Annotated in this window: 20 protein-coding genes and 1 pseudogene; 16 read left to right on the top strand and 5 right to left on the bottom strand. The window is 73.6% G+C overall.

Going from position 1 to position 17929, the window contains the following annotated elements; genetic code table 11:
* The first annotated feature begins 3 nt into the window (after window positions 1–3).
* The 9 genes from ACLFMI_RS14910 (at window position 4) to ACLFMI_RS14870 (ending at window position 7434) form a co-directional block, all read left to right on the top strand.
* Complete coding sequence (locus ACLFMI_RS14910) at window positions 4–594, top strand: hypothetical protein (RefSeq protein ID WP_410948442.1); 591 nt, start codon at window positions 4–6, stop codon at window positions 592–594.
* Between the two features lie 338 nt (window positions 595–932).
* On the top strand, window positions 933–1034 hold the full coding sequence (locus ACLFMI_RS14905) for an albusnodin family lasso peptide (RefSeq protein ID WP_410948441.1): 102 nt from the start codon (window positions 933–935) through the stop codon (window positions 1032–1034).
* A 135-nt stretch (window positions 1035–1169) separates the two neighbouring features.
* A complete protein-coding gene (locus tag ACLFMI_RS14900) occupies window positions 1170–2870 on the top strand; it encodes an albusnodin/ikarugamycin family macrolactam cyclase (protein WP_410948440.1) in 1701 nt (566 codons plus the stop codon).
* A complete protein-coding gene (locus ACLFMI_RS14895) occupies window positions 2867–3616 on the top strand; it encodes a lasso peptide biosynthesis B2 protein (protein WP_410948439.1) in 750 nt (249 codons plus the stop codon). Before ACLFMI_RS14900 ends, ACLFMI_RS14895 begins: the two co-directional genes overlap by 4 nt.
* Window positions 3613–4227, top strand: a complete 615-nt coding sequence (locus ACLFMI_RS14890; protein ID WP_410948438.1) for a GNAT family N-acetyltransferase — start codon at window positions 3613–3615, stop codon at window positions 4225–4227. The genes ACLFMI_RS14895 and ACLFMI_RS14890 overlap by 4 nt, the downstream gene beginning before the upstream one ends.
* 436 nt (window positions 4228–4663) lie before the next feature.
* Window positions 4664–5695 (top strand): bifunctional DNA primase/polymerase, encoded by a 1032-nt coding sequence (locus ACLFMI_RS14885; RefSeq protein WP_410948437.1) that lies wholly within the window; start codon window positions 4664–4666, stop codon window positions 5693–5695.
* A complete protein-coding gene (locus ACLFMI_RS14880) occupies window positions 5692–5913 on the top strand; it encodes a hypothetical protein (RefSeq protein ID WP_410948436.1) in 222 nt (73 codons plus the stop codon). Before ACLFMI_RS14885 ends, ACLFMI_RS14880 begins: the two co-directional genes overlap by 4 nt.
* A gap of 257 nt (window positions 5914–6170) precedes the next feature.
* On the top strand, window positions 6171–6941 hold the full coding sequence (locus ACLFMI_RS14875) for a hypothetical protein (RefSeq protein ID WP_410948435.1): 771 nt from the start codon (window positions 6171–6173) through the stop codon (window positions 6939–6941).
* 37 nt (window positions 6942–6978) lie between these two features.
* Window positions 6979–7434 carry a heme-binding protein gene (locus ACLFMI_RS14870; protein WP_410948434.1) on the top strand — a complete coding sequence of 152 codons (456 nt, stop codon included), beginning with the start codon at window positions 6979–6981 and terminating at the stop codon, window positions 7432–7434.
* Here ACLFMI_RS14870 and ACLFMI_RS14865 read toward each other — a convergent pair.
* Window positions 7407–8522: an alkene reductase gene (locus ACLFMI_RS14865; protein WP_410948433.1), complete on the bottom strand. Its 1116-nt coding sequence runs from the start codon at window positions 8520–8522 to the stop codon at window positions 7407–7409. The genes ACLFMI_RS14870 and ACLFMI_RS14865 overlap by 28 nt on opposite strands.
* Before the next feature lie 191 nt (window positions 8523–8713).
* On the opposite strand from ACLFMI_RS14865, the gene ACLFMI_RS14860 reads away from it, so the two are divergent.
* Entirely contained in the window at window positions 8714–9442 is a 729-nt protein-coding gene (locus ACLFMI_RS14860; RefSeq protein WP_410948432.1) for an SDR family oxidoreductase, read from the top strand.
* Window positions 9443–9535: 93 nt separating this feature from the next.
* Here ACLFMI_RS14860 and ACLFMI_RS14855 read toward each other — a convergent pair whose 3' ends face one another.
* Entirely contained in the window at window positions 9536–9892 is a 357-nt protein-coding gene (locus ACLFMI_RS14855) for a hypothetical protein (RefSeq protein WP_410948431.1), read from the bottom strand.
* Between the two features lie 53 nt (window positions 9893–9945).
* Here ACLFMI_RS14855 and ACLFMI_RS14850 point away from each other — a divergent pair, with 53 nt between their 5' ends.
* Window positions 9946–10476, top strand: a complete 531-nt coding sequence (locus ACLFMI_RS14850; RefSeq protein ID WP_410948430.1) for an SDR family oxidoreductase — start codon at window positions 9946–9948, stop codon at window positions 10474–10476.
* A 93-nt stretch (window positions 10477–10569) separates the two neighbouring features.
* Here the strand turns inward: ACLFMI_RS14850 and ACLFMI_RS14845 are convergent, their stop codons facing one another.
* The 3 genes and pseudogenes from ACLFMI_RS14845 to ACLFMI_RS14835 form a co-directional block, all read right to left on the bottom strand.
* Window positions 10570–12210 carry a Na+/H+ antiporter gene (locus tag ACLFMI_RS14845; protein WP_410948429.1) on the bottom strand — a complete coding sequence of 547 codons (1641 nt, stop codon included), beginning with the start codon at window positions 12208–12210 and terminating at the stop codon, window positions 10570–10572.
* A pseudogene (locus ACLFMI_RS14840) lies at window positions 12210–13117 on the bottom strand (sulfite oxidase). The gene ACLFMI_RS14845 and the pseudogene ACLFMI_RS14840 overlap by 1 nt, the downstream one beginning before the upstream one ends.
* Window positions 13118–13321: 204 nt before the next feature.
* Entirely contained in the window at window positions 13322–13867 is a 546-nt protein-coding gene (locus ACLFMI_RS14835) for a hypothetical protein (protein WP_410948428.1), read from the bottom strand.
* A 22-nt stretch (window positions 13868–13889) separates the two neighbouring features.
* Here ACLFMI_RS14835 and ACLFMI_RS14830 point away from each other — a divergent pair, with 22 nt between their 5' ends.
* From ACLFMI_RS14830 to ACLFMI_RS14810, 5 genes are all read left to right on the top strand, one after another.
* Entirely contained in the window at window positions 13890–14798 is a 909-nt protein-coding gene (locus ACLFMI_RS14830; RefSeq protein ID WP_410948427.1) for a hypothetical protein, read from the top strand.
* Between the two features lie 423 nt (window positions 14799–15221).
* Window positions 15222–15470 carry a hypothetical protein gene (locus ACLFMI_RS14825; RefSeq protein ID WP_410948426.1) on the top strand — a complete coding sequence of 83 codons (249 nt, stop codon included), beginning with the start codon at window positions 15222–15224 and terminating at the stop codon, window positions 15468–15470.
* A gap of 92 nt (window positions 15471–15562) precedes the next feature.
* Window positions 15563–16078 carry a hypothetical protein gene (locus ACLFMI_RS14820; protein ID WP_410948425.1) on the top strand — a complete coding sequence of 172 codons (516 nt, stop codon included), beginning with the start codon at window positions 15563–15565 and terminating at the stop codon, window positions 16076–16078.
* A gap of 94 nt (window positions 16079–16172) precedes the next feature.
* Window positions 16173–17147, top strand: a complete 975-nt coding sequence (locus ACLFMI_RS14815) for a DNA-processing protein DprA (RefSeq protein ID WP_410948424.1) — start codon at window positions 16173–16175, stop codon at window positions 17145–17147.
* Between the two features lie 555 nt (window positions 17148–17702).
* Entirely contained in the window at window positions 17703–17855 is a 153-nt protein-coding gene (locus ACLFMI_RS14810) for a hypothetical protein (RefSeq protein ID WP_410948423.1), read from the top strand.
* Window positions 17856–17929 lie beyond the last annotated feature (74 nt).

The raw sequence follows: 17929 nt of genomic DNA, 5'->3' as shown, positions 1-17929 counted from the left end.
CCGATGACCATCACCGTGTGCGGGCCCGCCTGCACCACAGAGATCAAGAACAGTGGTCGGGCCTGTGGCGACCCGCAGCGCTCCTACATGGGCGCGGTGCTGGCCACCTACGAGCGCAACGGCTACGACGACAGCGACTTCATCGCCGTCATCTGGGACGGCGAGCGCGTCAACGCCCGCGAGTACGCCAGCACTCGGGGCTGGACCTACCACAACGGGGCCTCGGTCGACGCGACTGCGTGTGTCCAGGCCGCGGCCCTGGCCTGGTACCGGGCCCGGCTGGTGCCGCACCTGCTCGAAATCGAGCAGACCGAGACCACCGAGCCCCGCGTGGGCCGCCACGTTCGTTCGCTCACCCGGCGCGGCAAGAACGTCGGGATCACCGGAGAGGTCCGGTGGATCGGCCCGGACCGCTACGCCCGCGACGGCGGCGAACGCGTCGGCATCGCGATCCCGGGCGAGGACACGCTGCGCTTCCTGCCCGCCCGCAGCGTCGCCGTGCTCGACCCGGAGCCGATCGACGAGCAGGTACTGCGCGACTACGCGGCGACGGCCCGACCCGAGACCTGGCGCTGCGCGCTCGACATCGACTGACCAACCGCGGGCGGGTTGAGCCCGGACGCAGCGGCAGGAGGGGCTGGAGACCGGCCCCGACCGGCGCCGATGGGCCGTGGTGACTCTGCAGGCGTCGGGCCCGGCTTCACCGATGCCGCGCCTGCCGCACCCGACACGGGTGACACCACGACTCCCGCTCGCGGGTTCGCCGATCGCAGGACCGGTGGTGTCACACCGGTCGGGCGAGCGCGCGGCCCCGCCGCGCCGGGCCCGCCGCCTGCGGGCGAGTCACGTCCCACCGCGACCGGCGGTGGGACCGCACCGGCCCCACTTCCCGGGGTGCGGGTCGATGTTTGTACAGAGAGGAGGTGAATGGCATGTCGAGTGAGACCGAGCTGGTCGAGCTGGGCGACGCAGCGGCCCTGACCGAGGGCGGCGGGTCCGGCACGTCGGAGGACAAGCGCTACATCTACTCCTGATCGACAAGGGGTAGCGCGGGCCCGGTGGACGCACGTCGTCCACCGGGCCCGCCCCGTTTCTGCACCCAATCGCTGTCGCACCCCAGTGGGCGGCCGCGCCGCAGTTGTCCCACACCAGAAGGGGGTTCGATCTCGATGGACATGCGTTGGTTCGGCGGCTGCGTGGTCCCGCACGACCGCCCGGAGCACGCCCGCCCGGTCCCGGTCGGGGCCCGCCCGGTGGGGTGGTCTCGGCGAGCGTGGTTGTGCGGCGCCTGGCCCACCGAGCAGATCACGCTGGCCTCAGCGGGCGAGCGCACGGTGGCCGTGGTGGGCCGCACGGTGTGTGACCCGACCGTGCTGGCCCGCTGGGCCGGCGCGGGGGTGCCCGATCACGCCGGCTCGGTGTTCCCCGGCGCCTACACCGTGATCGAGATCAGTGCCGATGCCACGGTGCTGTTCACCGACCACGGTCTGGTGCAGCCGATCTACACCGCGACCGGCGCCGACGGCGCCGTGCTGTGGGGGTCGAGTTCGCTGGCGCTGGCCGCACTCACCGACGCGGACGTCGACGAGGACTGGTTGCGTGCCCAACTCGACCCGGCCACCACGGACGAGGCCAGGGCACGCTCGGCGTTTGCCGGGGTCACCCCGGTACCGCCGGGCACGCGCCTGTCCCTGCGGCACGGCGGCGGCATCGCGACGCGGCCGGTCCCGAGCCCGGAAAGCGCAGGCGGATATCGGTCGTCGTGGGCGCTGCGCGTCGCGTTGGCCGATGCCGTGGCCGGGGTCGGTGGACCACGGGTGGCCGCTGACTGTTCCGGTGGGCTGGACTCGACATCGCTGGCGATGCTGCTGGCCCACCGCGCCCGCGGGCGGGATCTGCTCGCGGTCACCGTGCATCCAGCCGGGGTCGACCGTGGCGGCGACCTGGACTACGCCCGGGCCGCCGTCGCCCACGCCAACCGGGCCGGGCGTGATCCCCGGCTGGAGCACCTGCTGTGCCCGCTGGCCGACCAGCACGTCCCGTACGGGCGGATGCTCGATCTCGTCGCGGCCACGGACGAGCCCGCGCCGAGCACGATCGCGATCGCCCGCTTCGACGCCGAGCTCGCCGCGCTGGCCGAGCGCGGGGTCACCGATCTGCTCACCGGAGACGGCGGCGACACCCTGCTCGGGCCGCAGCCGGGCTATCTGTCCGACCTGGCCGCCGCGCCGGGGCTGTCCGCCCGGGCGCTGCTGGTCCGGCATGTGCTGGGGTGGGCGCGGCTGCGGCGCACACCCGCGTGGCCGCTGCTCGCCCAGGCCCGGCGGGGTGGGCCGGGCGAGGTCACCCGCACCAGCGCCGGGATGCAGCTCGTGGCGCGCACCGCGCGTGCAGATGCCCAGATCACCGAGCAGCGCTACGGAATCAGCCTGCACAACCCGTTCACCGACCCCGCCGTGACCGCGGCGGCACTGGCCCTACCCGGACACCTGCGGGCCGGGCCGAGCGACTACAAGCCGCTGTTACGCCACGCGATGGCCGGCCTTCTGCCCAGCGTGGTTGCGCAGCGGCGCACCAAGGGCGACTTCACCGTCGACCAGTACCGCGGCCTGCGCGCCCACCTCGAGGGCCTGCACCAGCTCACAGACGGACGCCTCGCCGAGCGAGGACTGCTTGACCCCGACCGCTACCGCGCGCTGCTCACCCGGGCCGCCGCCGGCGCCCCGGGCATCGGTTTCCACCAGCTCAACCCCGTCCTCGCCGCGGAGGTCTGGCTACACGCCATCGCCACCCGGCCGGCGGTGGCCCGCTGGGCCACCGACACCGCCACACCGGCCACCGCCGGTGCGACTGCAGGAGGCCCACGATGAACCAGTACCTGACCCGGCCCGCCGACGTGCGGGCCGTCGACCTCGGCCACGCGCTGGTGCTCCTGCACGAGCGCACCGGCGCGGTCTGGACCCTGATCGGTACCCAGCGACAGACCTGGGTCGAGCTCGCCGCCACCGGCGCCACAACCAGCGCCGCGGCCGGCGACCTCGCCGAGCGGCTGCGCACGGCAGGGCTGCTGGCCCCCACCGAGGTTGACGAGCCTCGGCCCTGGCCCGCCTACGACGCCCGCATCGGCCCGACCCGCCCAAGCTGGGGAACCCAGGAAGCCCCTGGCGCCCTGCCCCCAGCACCACGGTTCTCTCGCGCGTGGGCGCCGGCCGCCGTACTCGCCCTGCTCACGGTGCACCTCGTGCGCGTGACCGGGCGCCGCAGCCGCGGCTTCGCCCGCATGCTGCGCCTCGTTCACGCCACCCGGCTCGCACAACGCGCAGCCAGCCCCACACAGGCCTCCCGCGTCCTAGAATGCGTACGCGTCATCGGGCGTCTGTCTCCGTTCCGCACAGCGTGCTTGGAGGAAACCGTCGCGGCGATGCTCGCCCTGGCCGTGACCGGCCGGCGAGCTGGGTGGTGCCACGGAATCGCCGCGGACCCGATCAGGCTCCACGCCTGGCTCGCCCTCGACGGGCACCCCGTCGGCGAGCCCACCTCCACCCTGCGCTTCACACCCGTGATTCACCTGCCCGAACCCGACCACGTCCGGGCAGGGAAAGGAGCCACCCCATGACCATCACCAGCACCACCACACCCGCCGCCGACACCGACGCGACCGACAACGGCAGGGGCCCGCTGCTCTGGCTGCGCGGTGACCGCGCCGCGCTGGGCCCGTTCACCCGGGCGCTGGCCGAGCTGTACTGGCAGTGGGAGAACGAACCCGCCGTCATCGCAGGCATGGGCCGCCAAACCCCTGAATCGCTCGAAGCTCGCTTGGAGGGCTACGACGCCCAGGCCCGCAGCATGGGCACGATCCCGCGTTTCACCCTCTACGACCTCACCCGCGCCGGGGACCCGGCGCCGGTCGGGACCAGCGCGCTGCGCATCGACCACTACGTGCGCACCGCCGAGTTCATCATCCTGCTCGGCGCCGACGGCCGCGGCCGCGGCCTCGCACCCGAGGCGACACAGCTGACTCTCGACTACGCCTTCAGGATCTGCCAGCTCCGATCGGTCTGGCTCAAGGTCCTCGCCCCGAACACCGGCGCGATCAGCGCCTACGAGAAGGCCGGATTCCGTCATGCCGGGCGGCTACGCCGCGCCGGCTACTGGAACGGCACCGAGGCTGACGAACTGATCATGGACGTTGTCGCCGACGAGTACCTGGACCCCACCGGATCCTGACCCAGCGAGGGCGCTGCTCCCGAGGCAACGATCGGCGCCATCTGACCGGGCGGCGACCGCCTGAGTAGGCCGTCTGCCCGGTCGAGGAAAACCGCGACGGTGCGGCTGCGCCGCGCTGTCCACCCTCGACGGTGTCGGGCCGAGGGTGCGGGTGTGCTCCTCCCGCGTCCAGGGCGCATCCGCGTCGCTGTCGCGACAGCCCTGCGGGCTGCCCTGGACCCGCGAGCCTCTGCACCCCCTTCGGCGCGCCCCAAGGGGCAGGCGCACAACGGCCTGCCCCCACCGGGCGGCCCGACACCACCCCGCTCGCCTACCGCGCGCAGCGGCCCACGAAGGGAGACCAGCTCTCATGACGACCCCGACCAGCACTGATGTGTCTTGCACCCGCACCGATCGGTGCGATGCTGAGCCCCGGAGCCGGGAGGGAGAGCACCGCATGCCACGCACCCGACGCCGCGGCCGGCGCCAGGATCCGGAGGTGGCGCGGCTGCGCCGGGTCGCGCTCGACGCGGCCGCCGCCGGGCTTTACGTGTTCCCGGTCAAACCCGGGGGGAAGTTCCCGGCCGTGCCCCGCCACAGCGCCGACCGCTGCCGGGAGCGCGGGGTGTGCGCCGCCGGGCATCAGGGATGGGAGCAGCGCGCCACCCGCGACCGCGCCCAGATCTGTCGCTGGTGGTCCGGCGACGAATCGGCCCGGTTCAACGTGGGGATCGCCTGCGGCCCGTCGGGCATCGTGGTCATCGACCTCGACACCAGCACCGAACCGCTGCCCGACTGGGGCGGGGCGACCACCGGGCGCGAGGTCCTTGACCAGCTCACCGCCGGCCACGGCCAGACATTGCCGGAGACCTACTCGACGATGACCCCGACCGATGGGGAGCACCTCTATTACCGGCTGCCCGAGGGCCTGGAGCTGCGCAACACCCACGGCGGGCACGGACACAGCCTGGGCCCGCTGATCGACACCCGCGCCGGGGGCGGGTTCGTCGTCGGCGCCGGCAGCGTCCGCCCTGAAGGGGCCTACCTGGTCGCCGAGCACGGCCAGATCGCCGAGCTCCCGGAATGGCTGACCTCTGTGCTCACCCCGCCCCCGCCGGCGGCGCCGCGCCAGGGCGAGCCGCTGGCGCTGCCTACTCGGCGGGCGAATGCCTACGTCGCGGCGATCCTGGCCGGTGAGACCGCTGCGGTCGAGCAGGCGCCGAAGGGACAACGCCAGATCACCCTGCTCAACGCGGCCCGCACCCTGGGCCGGCTGGTCGGGGGCGGGGAACTCGACGCCGACAACGCCCACGCGCTCCTGCTCGACGCCGCTGCGGTCCACATCGGCGTCGACGGGTTCACCGCGGCCGAAGCCGAACGCACCATCACCCGCGCCCTGGCCTACGGCGCCCGGGCGCCGCGGCGCATCGATCGCCGCCACAGCACCGCCGACGCCCAGGGCCCCGCCGAGGGCGGGGAGGCGTCGTGACCCGGCGCTGGCACCGGGTGCGCATCCACTGGCCCGACGGATGTACCCACGACGACCAGGTCCGCGGTCGCACCACCAGCGAGGCGATCGCCGCCGCGATCGGGAACTGGATCACCGAGAACCCGCACGGGCGGGCGGAACGGATCGAGTACCTGTCCGACATCGACAGCCCTGTGGCCGACCACGACCTCGAACCCGCGGGCGACGAGCTCACCTGACCAACCACAGGCCAGTGCGCCGCCAGCGTCGTGGCCGGTGATGACCGCCTGCACGATGCCCGCCCCGGGCGGGCCGGTAGGCGATGAACCGCTCGCCGACGCCATCCGGGCGGGATCACCACCCGGTAGGCCGGCGCCTGGTGGTCAGGCACGTGATCCCACACCGGAGGGGCCAGCGGCGAACCTCCGCCCCGACCCACCCGTGCCGGGGCCGCACGGCGCTGTCACCACCGGCCTACACGACCTGGAGGCAGCGCATGAGCACCACGAACCACCACGCCCGCGGCGGCGACGAGCCGCTGGGCCAGTTCATCCCGGACCGGGTCACCGTCCACCGGTGCCCCTGTTCGCCCACGTCCGAGGCCCTGCAGGTCGCCGACCGGCAGGGACGGATGGTGCCCGACCCCGACTGGAGCGAGCACCAGACGGTGGCCTGCCGGCGCTGTGGCCGCTTCGGACAGCTCGACCCCGACGACCCCGATAACGGGGCGGTGACGGTGCTCGGGGTGGCGCCGCTGCCCGCGCGCTGCACCGAGTGTGGCGCCGAGCGCGGCGAGCCTTGCCGGGAGCCGTTCTGCCCCGGCCAGGACATCCTCGACCCCCATCCCGGCTACGAGCCGATCCCTGCCACGCACCAGGGCAGCGAGGCGTTCACCGGCCCCTACGCCGCCGAAGCGCTGCGGTCACAGGTGCCCTCGACCACCCGGATCTGGCGGCACTGGGCCAGCCGGGCGATCGACCCATCCCTGCGGGCGTGGGGGCGCCCCGCGCTGCGCTCCGCGGTCCAGGCCACGGGTGAGGCCCGGCGGCTGCGGCGCGGGCTGCGCTGCGGCCCGGCCACAATCCAGACCAGGGCCGCTGCCGACGATGTCGACATCGAGGAGCTGCTGGAGTTCCTCGGCGGCATCGGCGACCAGCAGCAGGCGGTGTTCGCGCTGCGCGTGGTCCAGGGGTGGGGCGACTCGGTGGCCGCGGAGCTGCTCGACGCGGCCGCGATCTGGCACGTCGACGGCCGCGCACCCTTCTGACCAGCCAGGTATAGGACTGTTCACTGACCCGTGGGAGGTGGTGCGTGGTGTCGCTGACGTCGCAGCTGCGCGCGGGCGCGCTGGCCCGCTGGTGCGCCACGCACCTGCCCGGCACCACCGGGCTGGCCCACCAGATCGCGGGCGCCGCCGCGAGCGGCGCCCCGGTCCGGGCCACCGGCCCGGCCGGGGCGGGACAACCGTCGGTGGAGGAGACCCGGTTCCTGCTCGAGGTTTGCCGCTGCACGGGCACGACGGGAACGTCGTCGGCGGGGTCGGAGTCTCCGGGGGCACCGGCGAGCAGGACCAGATCGTCGTCGAGGCTTCAGAGCATGGCTGGTCGGCAAGCCTGCTCGGTGCCGGGCGCCGCCTCCGCTGTCGACGTCGCGTTCGTCGGGTTCGGGCGCGGCCGACGCGGGTGCGCCGGAACAGCCGAGGCGGCGGGTCAGGCGGCGGGCAGGCGGCGGGTCAGGCGGCGTCCTGGAGGAAGGGGTAGTCGGTGTAACCCCGACGGTCCCCGCCGTACAGCGAGCTCTGGTCGGGTTCGCTCTCGACGGCTCCCTCCCGCCAGCGGCGCACCAGGTCCGGATTGGCGATCCACGGACGTCCCACCGTCACGGCGTCGGCGACACCGTCGGCGATCAGCGCCGACATGTCCTCGCGGGTCGAGTACTCCTCGAAGTTGGTGTTGAGGACATAGACGCCTGGCCACGCCGCGCGAAGACGCGGCACGAAGTCCTGCTCACGGGTGCCGACGACGTGCAGATAGGCCAGGTCCATCCGGGCGAGAGCGTCGACGAGCACGTCGTAGACCTCGTCGTCGTTCTCGACGATGCCGTTGAACGGATTGAGCGGTGAGACACGGATACCGAGGCGGTCGGCCCCGATCTCCTCGGCGCACGCCTGCGCGACCTCGACCGCGAAGCGAGCCCGGTTCTGCGGGGAGCCGCCGTAGCGATCCGTCCGGCGGTTGATGCCGTCGGCGAGGAACTGGTGGATGAGGTACCCGTTCGCGCCGTGCAGCTCGACGCCGTCGGCGCCGGCGTCGACGGCCAGACGCGCCGCGTGGGCGTACCCGGCGACGACGTCGGGGATCTCGGCGAGCTCCAGCGCGCGGGGGGTCACGTATTCGAGCGTGGTCAGTTCCCGCTCGGCGCCCGGGTCGGGCGAGGACCAGGTGACGATCGAGCCCTCGGGGCGCACGGCGGAGGGCGCGACGGGGGTGGCGCCGTCCAGCGTGTGGGGGTGGGAGATCCGCCCGGAGTGCATCAACTGCACGAACAGGTGACCCCCGTGGTCATGGACGTGGCGGGCGATACCCGCCCAGCCCGCCTTCTGCCGGACCGAGTGGACGCCGGGGACGTTGGGATAGGCCTGACCCATCCGCTGGGGCTGGCTGCCCTCGGAGAAGATCAGTCCGGCCGACGCCCGCTGGGCGTAGTACTCGGCCTGCATCTCGTTCGGAACGTCGCCGTCGGCCCGGTTGCGGGTCAGTGGAGCCATCAGCACGCGGTGGGGGAGCTCGAGACGACCGACGCGCAGGGGCGCGAGGAGCGGACTGTCGTCGGGCAGAGGGGTGGACACAGCGGGCGCCTCTCTCGTTCTCGGCGATCGGACCCAAGAATGACAACGACGGTTGTCGCTTCAACTACAGAGTCGCCGTCCTGTGCCACCCGCAAACGTCGTCGTCGCCACGAATCTCCCGCCCCGCCGTCGGGTAGGTCACCTCCGGACGCGCCGAGCCGGCCGTCCACACCGACGGACGAGGAGGCCTCATGACGAACGTCGCCGACAAGGTCGTGGCCATCACCGGAGCCAGCAGCGGGCTGGGAGAAGCGACGGCACGACGGCTCGCCGACCAGGGCGCGAAGGTCTTCCTCGGAGCCCGACGCGAGGAGAACCTGAAGCGGATCGCCGACGACATCGGGGACGACGCGGCCTACCGCACCCTCGACGTCACCGACCGCGACGACGTGCAGTCGTTCGTCGACGCCGCCGAGAAGCAGTTCGGCCGCGTCGACGTGCTGCTCGCGAACGCCGGCCTGATGCCGCTCTCGCCCCTCGAGGCCGCCAAGGTCGACGAGTGGGAGCAGATGATCGACGTGAACCTCAAGGGCGTCCTCTACGGGATCGCGGCCGTGCTCCCGAAGTTCCGGGCCCAGGGCGGCGGGCACGTCATCAGCCTCGCGTCGGTGGCCGCACACACCGTGTTCGCCAACTCGGCCGTCTACTCCGCGACGAAGTTCGGGGTCTGGGCGGTCATGGAGGGTCTGCGCCAGGAAGTGGGCGAGGACATCCGCGCCACGGTCATCTCCCCGGGCGCCGTGTCCACCGAGCTGACCTCGAAGATCACCCACGCCGACAGCGCCGAGAGCGCCGAGGACCTCTACTCGGTCGCCATCGACGCCGATGCCGTGGCCCGGGCCATCTCCTACGCGATCGACCAGCCGGCCGACACCGACATCAACGAGATCGTCCTTCGGCCGACCGCACAGTCGCTCTGACGGCGGGGTCCGGCACGGCGGCGCTCGACGGAGAGAGCGCCGCCGTACCGGGGCGAAATCCGATCACCGACCTCGATCACACCCGGTCGGATCTCAGCGCACGAGGAGCGCGGCCTGCTCGAGGTCGAGCTCGCGCTGGATGCGCACGAACGCGTCCTCACCGAGACGCCCGCCGTCGCGCAGGGCGAGCAGACGGGCCCTCTCGGCGACGATCATGGCTTGGCCGAACCGCCGGTAGGTGTCCCGGGGGAGCTCCTGCTGCCCGGCACCGGGCGCCCCACGAGGCTCGAGGTAGGCACGCGGATCGCCCTCGGCGATGTCGGCCTGCGTCCCGATCGCGGCGAGCTGTTCGTCGGCGGCGCGCACACGGTTCTGCACCCGGCGACGGAGCTGATCGACGATCTCCTCCCCGCCGGGAGCGTCCCGCTGCATCTCCTCCAGGCGGGCCATCGCGGCGTCGGCGGCTTCCCGACGCGCCTGTGCCTCCTGCTGTCCGCGACGACGTGCAGTCGTTCGTCGACGCCGCCGAGAAGCAGTTCGGCCGCGTCGACGTGCTGCTCGCGAACGCCGGCCTGATGCCGCTCTCGCCCCTCGAGGCCGCCAAGGTCGACGAGTGGGAGCAGATGATCGACGTGAACCTCAAGGGCGTCCTCTACGGGATCGCGGCCGTGCTCCCGAAGTTCCGGGCCCAGGGCGGCGGGCACGTCATCAGCCTCGCGTCGGTGGCCGCACACACCGTGTTCGCCAACTCGGCCGTCTACTCCGCGACGAAGTTCGGGGTCTGGGCGGTCATGGAGGGTCTGCGCCAGGAAGTGGGCGAGGACATCCGCGCCACGGTCATCTCCCCGGGCGCCGTGTCCACCGAGCTGACCTCGAAGATCACCCACGCCGACAGCGCCGAGAGCGCCGAGGACCTCTACTCGGTCGCCATCGACGCCGATGCCGTGGCCCGGGCCATCTCCTACGCGATCGACCAGCCGGCCGACACCGACATCAACGAGATCGTCCTTCGGCCGACCGCACAGTCGCTCTGACGGCGGGGTCCGGCACGGCGGCGCTCGACGGAGAGAGCGCCGCCGTACCGGGGCGAAATCCGATCACCGACCTCGATCACACCCGGTCGGATCTCAGCGCACGAGGAGCGCGGCCTGCTCGAGGTCGAGCTCGCGCTGGATGCGCACGAACGCGTCCTCACCGAGACGCCCGCCGTCGCGCAGGGCGAGCAGACGGGCCCTCTCGGCGACGATCATGGCTTGGCCGAACCGCCGGTAGGTGTCCCGGGGGAGCTCCTGCTGCCCGGCACCGGGCGCCCCACGAGGCTCGAGGTAGGCACGCGGATCGCCCTCGGCGATGTCGGCCTGCGTCCCGATCGCGGCGAGCTGTTCGTCGGCGGCGCGCACACGGTTCTGCACCCGGCGACGGAGCTGATCGACGATCTCCTCCCCGCCGGGAGCGTCCCGCTGCATCTCCTCCAGGCGGGCCATCGCGGCGTCGGCGGCTTCCCGACGCGCCTGTGCCTCCTGCTGTGCCTCCACGGCCGTCTCCGCGTCGCCGGCGACCAGCCGGCGCGCCAGGAGCGGCAGGGTCAGTCCCTGACCCAGCAGGGTCGCCACGATGACCACGAATGTCAGGAAGACGATCAGGTCGCGCTGGGGGAAGGCTCCCCCGTTCGGCACCACGACCGGCAGGGTCAGCACCGCGGCCAGGGACACCGCGCCGCGCATCCCCGCCCACGCGGTCAACGTCGACTCCCCCCACGTGGCCCGACGGCGCCCGACGACGGCAGGTACCGCCTGCTCGGTGAGGGCCAGCCAGACGACACGGACGACGATCAGGGTGAGCACGACCGCAGCGGACGACACCACCACGACGCGCAGCGGGGTCGACGCGAGCCCGGCGACCACCTCACGCAGTTCCAGGCCGACCAGCAGGAAGACGACGCCCTCGAGGAGCCACGACACCGCGGTCCGCACCGACCCGGTCACGACCCTCGCGCCCGGCTCCATGATCGCCGTCGCGCGGTGGCCGAGGTAGAGCCCGGCGGTCACCACCGCGACCAGGCCGGACGCGCCCACCACGTCGGCGGGGAGGAACGCCGCGAACGGAGCGACCAGGAAGACCATGACGTCGGTGTAGGGGTTGAGGACGCGACGACGCACCCAGGCCACCACCAGTGCCACGACTCCACCGATGACGAGCCCGCCGAGGGCGCTGAGCAGGAACTGCCCCGTCGCCCGGGCGAAGGACAGGCTCTCGCCGGTAGCCGCGCCGACGGCGACGGTGAGCACGGTCAGCGCCGCGGCGTCGTTGAACAGGCTCTCGCCCTCGAGCAGCGCCTCCACCCGGCGCGGCAGGCGGACCCCGCGCGCGACGGCGGTCGCGGCCACGGCGTCGGGTGGCGCGACGGCGGCTCCGAGCGCGCACGCCGCGGCGAACCCGAGGCCGGGGACGACGGCGGTCGCCACCACACCGACCGCCAGCGCCGAGACGATCGTCAGGCCGACGGAGAGCAGCAGGATCGGCCGCACGTGACGCCGGAACGCCGGCAGCGAGGCGGCGAACGCCGCGCAGTACAACAGCACCGGCAGCAGGACGACCAGGACCAGGTCCGGGTCGATGCGCAGCGGCGGGACCCCCGGCACCCACGACACCGCCGCGCCCACCACCAACAGCGCGATCGGGTCGGGGACACCGAGCTGACGTGCGCCCGCCCGGACCCCCGCCGTCAGCGTCACCAGCCCGACCACCACGGCGACGATCTCGACCACTAGGACGCGGTCACGGTGACGGAGGGCCAGGAGTTGTTGACGTAGCCCTTGGGGTTCCACACGGTGGCGGCGTGCTCGGGCTGCACGGCCGCGGTGCTGTCCCAGGCACGCGCCATGATCTCGACCCGGCCGGGCGGGACGTCGACACGGGCGTGCAGAACCGCCAGGTCCAGGGCGTGGGCTGCGCGTCGAGATCGGCCTGGACCCAGGTGCCGCCGCCGTCGGTGGTGACGTCGACGCGGACCACGGTGCGGTCGTCACCGGCGAAGGCGTAGCCGGCCACCCGGGTCGGCCCGGCGGGCAGCTCGTCGCCGTCGTCGGGGACGAGGATCTCGGAGTCGAGCGCGACCGCTCCCAGCGCTACGCCGTCTCCCGGGCGCGTCCGTGCCGTGTCGGTGTCGGCGGGCAGCAGCCGGTAGGCACCCTGCTGGAAGAAGTTGTCCGACGGGTGGTCCTGGGCGGTGATCCGCTCGACCCACTTGACGCTGCGGGCGCCGATGTAGCCGGGAACGACCACGCGGACGGGCCCACCGTGCGCGGTGGTCAGCGCCTCACCGTTCATCTCCCAGGCCAGCAGGACCTCCGGCGCGGTGGCCTTGTCCACCGGGATCGACCCCCCGAAGGGCTGCGGCGGGTCGGCCTCCGGCGCGACGTCGGGGGCGTCGAACGCGATGTCCGTGACGTGGGCTCCGAGGCCACAGGCGTGCAGGACGTCGGTCAGGCGAGCTCCGCGCCAGCGGGCCGTCGACGTCGCGCCCGCTCCCCACGGGTGCTGCCCGGGGATGTCGCGGTAGGCCATCAACCCGGCGCGACGGTTGCCGGCGCACTGGAGGGTGGCGGTCACCTCCACGGGCGCGAACCGGTGCTGGAGCTCGGCCAGCGAGAGCTCCAGAGCGTGCTCGACCATGCCGCCGACCCGCAGCCGCCACGCCCGCGGGTCGATCTCGGGCACGGTGCCGTGGTTGCGGCCGTAGAACACCTCCACCGGGGTGATCACGTTCTCGGCGAGCGCCGCCCGGGGCGGCTCGGCGTTGTACGGCTCCTGCTCGTGCACGATCATGCCGGCGCGCTTGGCCGGCGCACTCGTCATCGGGACCTCTCTCGTGATCGCTCACCAGCGGGCAGCGAGGGCAGCAGCGGTGAGCTGTTCGCGTGTCACACCCTCGTCGAGGAGGCGGTCGGCGTCGGCGCGTTCGATCGCGACGCCGGTGTCACAGGCGCCGTGGCGCTCGCGGGCCAGCGCGACCAGTCCGTCGAGGATCTCCTGCGGGGACCCGGCGAGCGGGGCGAAGGGGTCGGCGGTCGTGATCAGGGTGACCCGGTGGTCGGCGTCGAACCCGACGACGAGGGTCGCCCAGACCTCGCCGCCCTCGAGGACGGCGACGGCCGCGCTCGACCCCGCCGGCACGTGCTCACGGACCGCGGCGTGGAGCTGGTCGTACCTCACACCCGGGCGCCACTGCAGCCCGAGCTGCGCCGAGGCCGGAGCGGGGTGGGTGACGATGCCGTCGTCGTCGCGGTCGAGGTTCCCGTAGAGGCGCCGCACCCAGGCGTCGAGGTCCTCGTCGGGGTCCCACGAGGCACCCATCGCGGCGAAGTGCTCGTCGACGGCGTCCCGCTCGAAGACCGCGAATGGGGCCGCGGTCGGCTCGGTCACCTCGGCCCGGCTGGCCGCGCTGGTGCAGGACTCCCCGCCCTATGCGGCGCTCGATGGCCTGGTCGCCGCCGGGCTGCTCTCGGCCTGCGCCGCCCACCGGATCGCGGCCGGATACCCGGCCATGCGGCCCGTGCTCGAGACCGAACCCGACCTGGCCGCCGTCGCGGCCGGGGTGCGACCCACCCCGAGCGACATCCTGGCCATCACCAGCCCGGCCCCGGCTGCGCCGGCGCCACGCTGGGGCGACGCCGCCTTGGCCGAGCTCGCCGAGCGCGGCCGCCGCTTCCATTACATCCACGCCCCGACCGGCACGATCGGCAGCCACGGCGCCGAGACCGGGCTGGCGCGCGCCTACGGCGCCTGGGCGGCCGGTGAGGACCGCTACCGCGGCGGCACCACACCACCCGGGCTGGCCGCACTGGCCGAGACCACCACCACGGCGACCGTGGAGCAGCTACGGGGCCTGTGCCCGCCGGCGGTCGTCGACGATGCCGCCGCCATCGCCCGACGCCTCAAGGAATCCGGCACCCTCACACGCTGGCGCCGCTGGGCCGACAACCCGGCCCCCGGCGCGGGCCTCGGCTACGCCAGCCCCCTGCTGATCCCGCACTGGGCCGAAGCCGACCTGCTCATCGGCGACACCCTCGTCGAGGTCAAGACCGTGCAGAACGCACAGCGGCCCGCGCGGATCGCGCGCTGGTGCTGGCAGCTGCTCGGCTACGTCTGGCTCGACACCGGCGACCGGTGGCAGATCCGCCGGGTTGCGCTCTACCTCGCCCGCCACGGCCTGACCATGACCTGGACCGTCGACGAGTTCGCCGCCGGACTGGTCGGCGACCCCGGGCAGGTCGAACAGGCCCGGGAGTCGTTCCGACGACTCGCCCACCAGGCCGCAACCCGCGAAGGCGCCACACTCCTGCCGCCACCCTGACCACCCTGGCCCACGATGTGACCGGATCCAGCACGCCGGGGTCCGGTCGTGTGCTCGGTCGGTGCGATTGGACCGCCCGAAGGTCAGCACACCCCGGGGCGGCTGCGCGCCGATAACCCGGTGCCGACCCGCCCGGGTGACACCGCCCCTGCCGGTTGCCGTGCCACCGCGGGGCCGGCGCGCCCGTCCCCGAACAGGGCTAGCGCGGCCCTGATTCACCTGTTGTCGCCCTCGCCCGGTGCCGGACGGGATGCCCGCGGCGCCGCTGGCGTGGCGGTGCGGGGTTGTCGTGGCCTGGGGGCGGTCTCACACCGGTCGGGCCAGCACCGGGTTCCCGCCGGGCCCTACGGGCCCCGCCCCGGGCCGTGCTGAGGCTGCGCCGCGTTCCAGCCGCACCGACCGAGCACACGGAGGTACCCCGAGATGGCCGAGAAGTTCTACATCAACGCCGACGGGCTGCTGCTCAGCGACGACAACACCCTGGTCGAGTTCACCGACGGGTGCACCGACGGCGGCGGGATCATCCCCGGCGCCCACGAGGCCGGGGAAGTCGTCCCCTGCCCAGACTGCGCCGGCGAGCACCGCATCACCAGCGCCCTGGTGATCCCCACCGCGCACAACATCACCATCGACCGGGCCGAGTCCGAGCCGGAGAACGAGCCCGAGCCCTGACCACCCGCACCTCTCACGGCCCGGCCCTCCCCACGGGCCGGGCCAATCCTTTGCACAGGGCCGGTGCCGCCACGACGAACAGGAGTCACATGATGATCGACACCAGCGCAGCCGGGTGGGACGAGCACGGCGAGAAGATCGACGCCCGCATGCTCGAACTCGGGATGGCCGACAGCGAGGAGACCAGCCCCGGGTCGGGCTTCTACTACGGCGACATCATGCCGCCGGAGCACTACGAGGCGAACGCGGTGAACGACCTCGGGCTGATGCCCGACGGATCGTTCCGGGCGCCGGCCGTCGGCCGCGCCGCGGCCGCGCTCGACGAGGCTCTCTTCGAGCAGATGGCCGCCCGCGACAAGCGCGACTACTGGGGTGACCGGTCGCTTCCCACGTTGAACGCGATCTGCCACGCCAACGTGGCAGTGCACCGCGCCGAGCAGGCCCTCGCCGCCGCCGAGCAGCGCGAGGCCGCCGGGGAGCTGGGCCACGGCGACGATCCCCGCCGCCAGCTCGCCGACGACGAGCAGATCCTGCACCACAGCCTGGTCGTGCGTGAGCTGGCCGAACGCGAGGCCGCGGACGACCTCGACCACGAGCCCGAGCACTGACGCGCTCGACGAAGAACCTGGTCGTGTGCCCCCGGGAGACATCACTCCCGGGGGCACACCTCTTTCCCCACCCACTGCCTGAGAGGTGCCCCTGATGCTGACCCACACCCGCCCGTCGATCCCTGCCCCGACCCGCGGCCCGGATCCCCTGGCCGAGCTGCGCGCGGCGCGCGCGTTCCTGCTACGGCTGGCCGACCGAGGCCGCCCCGCCCTGGACCAGCTCATCCTCGACGTCGGGGCTCTCGCCGCAGCCGAGCAGCTCACCGGCGGTGACATTCCCGAGGAGCTGCGCGGGCACGTGACCCCTGCGCGGGTGCAGGCCGCGGTGGCCGGGGCCGCCGGTGACGGTGAGGCCGCGGCCCGGTGCGGGGCGCGGTTGCTGATCCCCGAGGACGCCCAGTGGCCCGCCGCCGCGGCCCTGACCGGGACTGTGGGGCTGTGGGTGCGTGGCCACGCTGGTCTGGAGATTCTCTGCGCGCCGTCGATCACGCTGACGGGGTCGACCGCGGCGTCCGGATACGGCGCTCACGTGGCCGCCGACTTCGGCGGCGAGCTTGCCGCTGCCGGGCGCACGGTCATCTCCGGGGCCGGGTTCGGGGTCGCCGCCGCCGTGCACCGCGGCGTCCTGGCCGCACACGGCGCGGCGGTGGCGGTGCTCGGCTGCGGTGTCGACCGGGCCTACCCGGCCGCGCACGAGAACCTGCTCGAGCGGATCGCTCAGAGCGGGCTGGTCGTGTCTGCGCTGCCGCCCGGCACGACACCGGGTCGTCACCGCATGCACGGTTGTGCTCGGGTGCTTGCCGGTCTTGGGGAGGCCACCGTGGTTGTCGAGGCCGCGGCCCGTTGCGCGGCGATGCGGGTCGCTGCGGCCGCACGTGATCTGGGCCTCCCGGTGATGGGGGTGCCCGGTCCGGTCACCTCGGCTGCTTCGGTCGGGGCCCACCAGCTGATCCGGCAGGGGGCGACGCTGGTCACCAGCGGGTCCGACGTACTCGCCGCGCTCTCTGAGAGAGAGCGTCTCGCCGCTGACACCGCGGAGGCGTGGGGCCTGACCCCCCAGGAGCTGTGAGCGGGGAGCCGCCGGTGCCGGCCGGGCAGCGGCCGGTCACCCGCCCGGTGCCGGTGGACAGGACCCCGTCGCCAGCTCGGTGCCGGTGGGCAGGGCGAGGTCACCAGCTCGGTGCCGGTCGGTATGGCCTGGTCGCCAGCTCGGTGCCGGTGGGCACCGTCGGTGGTCGGCGGTGCCTGGAGCGGTGCGGGTAGGGCCTCCGGTGGTCGGCACGGCTGGATCGCCCGAAGGTCAGCACACCCGCGCCGGGCGAGCACCGATGCTCCGCCGCCGACCCGTGCGGGTGATACCGCCTCGTGGGCGTCGCGCGGGGTGCGGGTCGGCTGCGCTGCGGCCCGACCGGGCTCGGCAGCTCGCCCGGTTGGGTGGTCACCGTCGCTGATCCCGGCCGGGGCGGGCGGGCCCCGATTGGGCTGGCGGGCCGGGAAGTTCGGGGCCGGTCGGCGGTCTCACCCGCACGGGCCAGCACCGGATCCCCGGCGTCCCTTCGGGACCCGGCACGGGTGTGCTGAGGCTGCGCCGCGTTCCAGCCGCACCGACCACCGGAGGCCCCAGATGAGCGCGACCACCTACGACATCGTCGACGGCTACACCGAGCGCGACACCCTGATCGTCGACGAGTTCCTCCGCTACGACTGGGAGGACGCCGGCCCGGTCCCGGTCCCCGAGTCGGAGGTCGACCTGGACGACGAGGAGCCGCCCTTCTAAGGGCGGCCCGCCCGGGCACGGGGGGCCCCGCCGCCGGCGGGGCCCCGTCCTTTGTGCCGCGGTGCCCGACCGCG

Origin of the sequence: Pseudonocardia nantongensis (genome assembly GCF_046546495.1) — a bacterium.
Lineage (GTDB): Bacteria > Actinomycetota > Actinomycetes > Mycobacteriales > Pseudonocardiaceae > Pseudonocardia > Pseudonocardia nantongensis.
This window is presented reverse-complemented; position numbering and strand designations above follow the sequence as displayed.